The sequence below is a fragment of the Mesorhizobium sp. M7A.F.Ca.CA.004.04.2.1 genome, from assembly GCF_004022825.1.
Taxonomy (GTDB): domain Bacteria; phylum Pseudomonadota; class Alphaproteobacteria; order Rhizobiales; family Rhizobiaceae; genus Mesorhizobium.
Genome location: NZ_RZPH01000351.1, coordinates 1 through 5419, shown reverse-complemented (window position 1 = coordinate 5419; position 5419 = coordinate 1). Strand labels below are relative to the sequence as shown.

Sequence of the window (5419 nt, the reverse complement as noted above, 5' to 3'; positions counted from 1 at the left end):
CAGCGCATGCCGGCCACCTCAAGGTGCGCCGCCTGCTATTGATCGGCCGTCTCGACGAGGCCGAAGACGTGCTGGGCGGGCTCGATCCGATGCCGCTTCCGCCGGCCTCGCGCGCCGCCCACGAGCTGGCCGTCGCCGGCATCGCGATGCGGCGCCTCAAGACGAAGCGGGCGCGCAGGGCGTTGGAGTGGGCACGCCACGCCGCCCGCCAGGCCGGCATTGCGGGGCTCATCGCTGAAGTCGATCGCGCATTCCTGGCGCTGGACACACCGGCGGCGCGGCTGATCGCGGCTGGCGAGCAGCGCTCGTTGCTGCTTGAGGACGTCGAGGCGTTGCAAGCGTCGCCGGCATTGCTGGTCGATAGCTTTCGCTATGTCGTGCGCCAACAGGAGAAAACGGTCTCGCTGGCAACGCGCCCGGTGCTGTTTGCGCTGGCCCGTACGCTCGCCGAAGCGTGGCCAGGCGATGTGTCGAGGGCGAGGCTGATCGCGCAAGCCTTCGGCGGCAGGCACGCCGATGAATCGCACCGGGCACGGCTGCGGGTCGAGATCGGCCGGCTGCGCACCGAATTGCGCGGCCTGGCCGACATCGGCGCGACCAGCCAGGGCTTCGCGCTGGCGCCGCGCCAGGCACGCGAGGTGCTGGTGCTGGCGCGGCCGATCGAGGAGCGGCACGCGGCGGTGCTGGCTTTCCTTGCCGATGGTGAATCCTGGGCGAGTTCGGCGTTGGCGCTGGCGCTTGGCACCGGCCAACGCAGTGTGCAACGGGCGCTGGAGCAGCTTGGCGAGGCCGGCAAGGTGCAGTTTTTCGGTCACGGCCGGGCGCGCCGCTGGATGACGCCGCCGGTGGCGGGATTCACGACCACCTTGTTACTCCCGGCGCCGCTGCCGAGTGGTTAGTAGGGGACATCAGACCATCTCAGTGAGGACAAGGACATGAAACAGTCAGCGGCCGAAATTCTGCGCGAATACGGACCCTTTCCAGATGTGGAGAGGGTGCATGGGGTGAGTTTTGACGGCAACAATGTCTGGTTCGCCTCGGGCGAGAAGCTGAACGCCTTCGACCCGGAAAACGGCCAAGCGCTGCGCTCGATCGACGTCGCGGCGCATGCCGGCACCGCCTGGGACGGCCAGCACTTCTTCCAGCTTGCCGACGACCTGATACAGAAGATCGACCCTGATACCGGCCAGGTGCTGGCGACCATTCCGGCGCCGGGCGGCGGCGGCGATTCCGGGCTGACCTGGGCCGAAGGGACGCTCTGGGTGGGGCAATATCGCGAACGCAAGATCCACCAGATCGACCCGGAGACAGGGGCGATCCTGCGCACCATCGAATCCAACCGTTTCGTCACCGGGGTGACATGGGTCGAGGGCGAGCTGTGGCACGCCACCTGGGAAGGCGACCAGAGCGACCTGCGCCGCGTCGACCCGCGATCAGGCAAGGTTCTCGAGAAGCTCGACATGCCGGCCGGCATGGGCGTGTCGGGGCTGGAATCCGATGGCGGCGACCGCCTCTATTGCGGCAGCACATCCGCCGGGGTGGTGAGGGCGGTGCGCCGGCCGCGGTGAGGATGCGGCCGACGCCGAAGTCACACTTGCAGGCGCACTTCACACGGCAATTTGTCCGCTGTCGGCTGGTCGTCGCATCCTGTCGGACCTAGATAGGCTGTGCACCGGGCAGACCGCCCGGACCCGCTTTGCAAAGGATCCCCCCATGCCTGGACAGCCCATCATGCCCGAACAGATTGCATTGAACGACGGCTCCGCCATTCCCCAGCTCGGCCTTGGCGTGTGGCAGGTCGACCAGGATATTACCGCCGAGGTGGTGAGTTGGGGCATCGAGGCCGGCTATCGTCTGATCGACACCGCCGAAGGCTACCAGAACGAGGAAGGGGTCGGAGAGGCGATCCGCAGCGCCGGCGTGTCGCGGGCTGAGCTGTTCATCACCTCGAAACTGCGCAACGGCGCACACCAGCGCGATGCGGCGCTACGCGCCTTCGATGACACCATGGCCAAGCTCGGCATTGAGCAGATCGACCTGTTCCTGATCCACTGGCCTGTGCCCAGCCAGGACAAATATGTCGAGGCCTGGAAGACGCTGGTCGAACTCCGGCAGGCCGGCCGCATCAAGTCCATCGGCGTTTCGAACTTCAACCAGGACCATCTGGAGCGGATCATCGCGGAAACCGGCGTGACGCCCGTCGTCAACCAGATCGAGTTGCATCCCCAGTTCCAGCAGCGCGGTGTCAGGGACTTTCACGCCAAGCACGACATCCGTATCGAAAGCTGGAGCCCGTTGGGCAGCGGCCGGCTGCTCGGCGATCCGACCATTTCAGGCATCGCCAAAAAACATGGCAAGTCCGTCGCCCAGGCGATCATCCGCTGGCATCTCCAAGAGGGGCTGATCGTCATTCCAAAGTCAATCCGCAGGGATCGCATCGCCGCCAATTTCGATGTCTTCGATTTTGAACTGGATGCCCAGGACCTGCAGACGATCCGCGGCATGGATTCGCCCGAAGGCCGCAACGGGCCCAACCCCGCCACGGCCGCGTTCCTGTTCTGAGGACTGCCGACCGCGAAGCTGCCGATCTCCCGCACGAGGGGAGATTGGCCAATCTCCGGCCTCTCCGCGCGCTTAAATCCCGGACCCATCCAGCTGCTGGGCGTCTTCGCCTTCCCAGGGCGCTGGCATGGACGCGCGGCTGAGGTTTGCCGTCGGCAACGGCATCCAGCACTTCAGTTCCGGGTCGGCATATTCGATGACGCGCCCGGGCGAGGAGTCCGACGCGCGCCAGCCTTCCGAGGCGAACTGGTCGGCACGCGACCAATAGGCAAGGTCTACTTCCGCCGGTCCCTGTTCGGACGGACGCACCGTGACCAGGATGCGGCTGCCATCCTTTGGCGCCGTCGACATGTGGCGCCACCGTTCGGGCTCGTCCATCGCATTCCTCCTCGCACTCGTAGCGTTGGGTGGAGTGTCGCCTCGTGGTCCGAAGGGGTCAACCCAAAGTTTGCGCCAGGCATCGGCTGATGACCCCTCCAGGCGGTGCCTGCACAGTTGTGCGCAACACGCCGCAGGCGGTCATGCACGCTCGACGGGCTGTGACCCAGTTGATAAGCCCGTCTGCGAAAGGAGCGCCTGAGTCGAGATGACCGTTGCGATCGAGATGGGACAGACGACCGCGGGCGCCCCGGCGAAGCTGGATCTTGAGGAACTGCTCGCGACTCGCCTTTTGGTGCAGGGCAATTCAGGCTCCGGCAAGTCGCATCTGCTGCGGCGCCTGCTGGAGCAGAGCGCGCCCTGGGTGCAGCAGACCATCATCGATCCCGAGGGCGACTTCGTCTCGCTGGGCGACCGTTACGGCCATCTGGTGATCGATGCCGAGCAGCATACCGAGCGCGGCCTGCAGGCGGCCGGCGAGCGGGCGCGCATGCATCGCGTCTCCACCGTGCTCAATCTCGAAGGGCTCGACGCCGAGAACCAGATGCGGCGTGCCGCCGCCTTCCTCGGCGGGCTGTTCGAGGTCGCCCGTGACCACTGGTACCCAATGCTGGTGGTGGTGGACGAGGCGCAGCTGTTCGCGCCGGCGGTGGCCGGAGAGGTGTCGGACGAAGCGCGAAAGCTCTCGCTCGGCGCCATGACCAATTTGATGTGTCGTGGCCGCAAGCGCGGGCTGGCCGGCATCATTGCCACCCAGCGGCTGGCCAAGCTCGCCAAGAATGTCGCAGCCGAGGCGTCCAATTTTCTCATGGGCCGCACCTTCCTCGATATCGACATGGCGCGTGCCGCCGATCTTTTGGGCATGGAGAGACGCCAGGCGGAAGCGTTCCGCGATCTGGAACGCGGGCAGTTCATGGCGCTCGGCCCGGCGCTGTCGCGCCGTCCGCTGGGGCTGCGCATCGGCCCGACCGACACCAGCCCGCGCAACGGCACGCCGCGGCTCATGGCAATGCCGGAATCCGCGCTGGAAGATGCACGCGCGATCATCCTGGCGGCGCCGCCGCCCGAGACGGTGCGCACGCCGCGCCGCCCGGCGTCGCCGGACCTGCTCGACCAGCTGATGGCGGCCAAATCGGCGGCACTGGAAATGCGCCCCGAGCCGGCGGAGCCGCAAATCAGCGCCGAGGATCTGGCCGAGCGTCGTGAGCGCGTCGACCGTGTGCTGCGCGCCATCCTGGCGCAGCCCGATGCGGGTTTTCGCGTGATCGGGGTGCTCTATCAGGAATTCGTGGTCCGCTGCCGCATAGAAGGCCTCGCGTCGGTCGTGCCGGACCTGCCGGAGTTCCGCCGCATGCTGACGCGCGCCCGTGCCGGCCTTGGTTCCGAGACGACGCAGGATGACGCGTGGCGGGACGTTTCCGTCCGCGCGTCGCTGCTGCCCGACGACATGCAGGGCGTGTTCATGATGATCGCCCGTGCGGCGAAAGAGGGCTGGCCATGCCCGAGCGACGCCGCGATCGCCCGCGCCTACGGCTCGCACTCGCTGCGCCGCGCCCGGCGCCTCTTGACCTATATCGAGGAGCAGGGCCTCATCGTCTGCCAACTCGACGGGACAGGCTGGCGCACCGTGACGCTGGTCGAATTGGCCTGGGCCACCGCACCGGGAGATCCGAATGCCGAAGAGGTGGAGCAGGAGAGCCTGGCGCTGTGAAGCGGCGCGGGTGCTTTGAGCGAATGGGCGATAGGTTTTTTCAGTCACCGTCATCGCGACCAACTTCTGACGGCAACGGTGCCGACGCCGAAATGCGTCATGCAGGGCGCATGCGTTTCGATGGCGCTCACCGATTCGCCCCGATCACCCACTGTTCCTGGTCGACGAGCGTGCCGGTTATCGGCCCGGCAGCATCCGAAAGCAGGAAGACGGCGAGGTTGGCGATGTCGCTCGTCGAGAACAGGCGGCCGAAGGGTTGCGAGGCGTTGGCGGCATCGAGCCAGCCCGGCCCGTTGCCCAACGTGTCGGCCTGCATGACACGTTCGGCCGGCGTGTCGGTCCAGCCGACATTGATGCCGTTGACGCGGATGCGATCGAAGCGATGGGCGTTGGCGGCGTTTTTGGTCAGCGTGGCCAGCGCGCCCTTGCTGGCGGAATAGACGGCGAGTTCCGGCGAGCCGCAATGGGCGTTGATCGACAGGATGTTGACGATGGCGCCGCCCTGGCCACGCTTCTTCATGTCGGCGATGGCCGCCTGCATGAGGAAGAACGGTGCCCGCGCGTTGACCGCGAACAGCGAGGCCCAGCCGTCGAGATCGGCGTCGAGGAACGAGGCCCGGTCGGTCAGCCCTGCGGCGTTGACCAGCGCATCGATGCGGCCGAAGCGCTCGATGCAGGCTTGCGTCAAAAGGGCAGGGGCCGCCGGGTCGGCGAGGTCCGCGGCGACGAAGACTGTCGGCGTGCCGAGCCGCGAAAGCTCTTCCGCCA

General features: G+C 66.9%; 6 protein-coding genes. 4 read left to right on the top strand and 2 right to left on the bottom strand.

Annotation, left to right across the window (positions count from 1 at the left end; all coding sequences use genetic code 11):
* The 3 genes from EN893_RS16900 to EN893_RS16890 form a co-directional block, all read left to right on the top strand.
* Positions 1-899, top strand: an 899-nt coding sequence (locus EN893_RS16900; protein ID WP_128361657.1) for a helix-turn-helix domain-containing protein, incomplete at its 5' end; no start/stop codon positions are given.
* Positions 900-935: 36 nt separating this feature from the next.
* Positions 936-1568 (top strand): PQQ-binding-like beta-propeller repeat protein, encoded by a 633-nt coding sequence (locus tag EN893_RS16895; protein WP_127267443.1) that lies wholly within the window; start codon positions 936-938, stop codon positions 1566-1568.
* A gap of 163 nt (positions 1569-1731) precedes the next feature.
* Positions 1732-2562: an aldo/keto reductase gene (locus EN893_RS16890; RefSeq protein WP_164748795.1), complete on the top strand. Its 831-nt coding sequence runs from the start codon at positions 1732-1734 to the stop codon at positions 2560-2562.
* Positions 2563-2634: 72 nt separating this feature from the next.
* On the opposite strand, the gene EN893_RS16885 is transcribed toward EN893_RS16890, so the two are convergent.
* Positions 2635-2940 carry a hypothetical protein gene (locus EN893_RS16885; protein WP_013530714.1) on the bottom strand — a complete coding sequence of 102 codons (306 nt, stop codon included), beginning with the start codon at positions 2938-2940 and terminating at the stop codon, positions 2635-2637.
* A 208-nt stretch (positions 2941-3148) separates the two neighbouring features.
* Here EN893_RS16885 and EN893_RS16880 point away from each other — a divergent pair, with 208 nt between their 5' ends.
* Complete coding sequence (locus EN893_RS16880) at positions 3149-4651, top strand: ATP-binding protein (RefSeq protein ID WP_127272635.1); 1503 nt, start codon at positions 3149-3151, stop codon at positions 4649-4651.
* Positions 4652-4778: 127 nt separating this feature from the next.
* Here EN893_RS16880 and EN893_RS16875 read toward each other — a convergent pair.
* The coding region (locus EN893_RS16875) for an oxidoreductase (protein WP_128361656.1) at positions 4779-5419 on the bottom strand (641 nt) is incomplete at its 5' end.

Coding starts and splice junctions, on each gene's coding strand:
- EN893_RS16885 (WP_013530714.1), bottom strand. CDS start 2,940: ATGGACGAGCCCGAACGGTGGCGCCACATGTCGACGGCGCCAAAGGAT.
- EN893_RS16895 (WP_127267443.1), top strand. CDS start 936: ATGAAACAGTCAGCGGCCGAAATTCTGCGCGAATACGGACCCTTTCCA.
- EN893_RS16890 (WP_164748795.1), top strand. CDS start 1,732: ATGCCCGAACAGATTGCATTGAACGACGGCTCCGCCATTCCCCAGCTC.
- EN893_RS16880 (WP_127272635.1), top strand. CDS start 3,149: ATGACCGTTGCGATCGAGATGGGACAGACGACCGCGGGCGCCCCGGCG.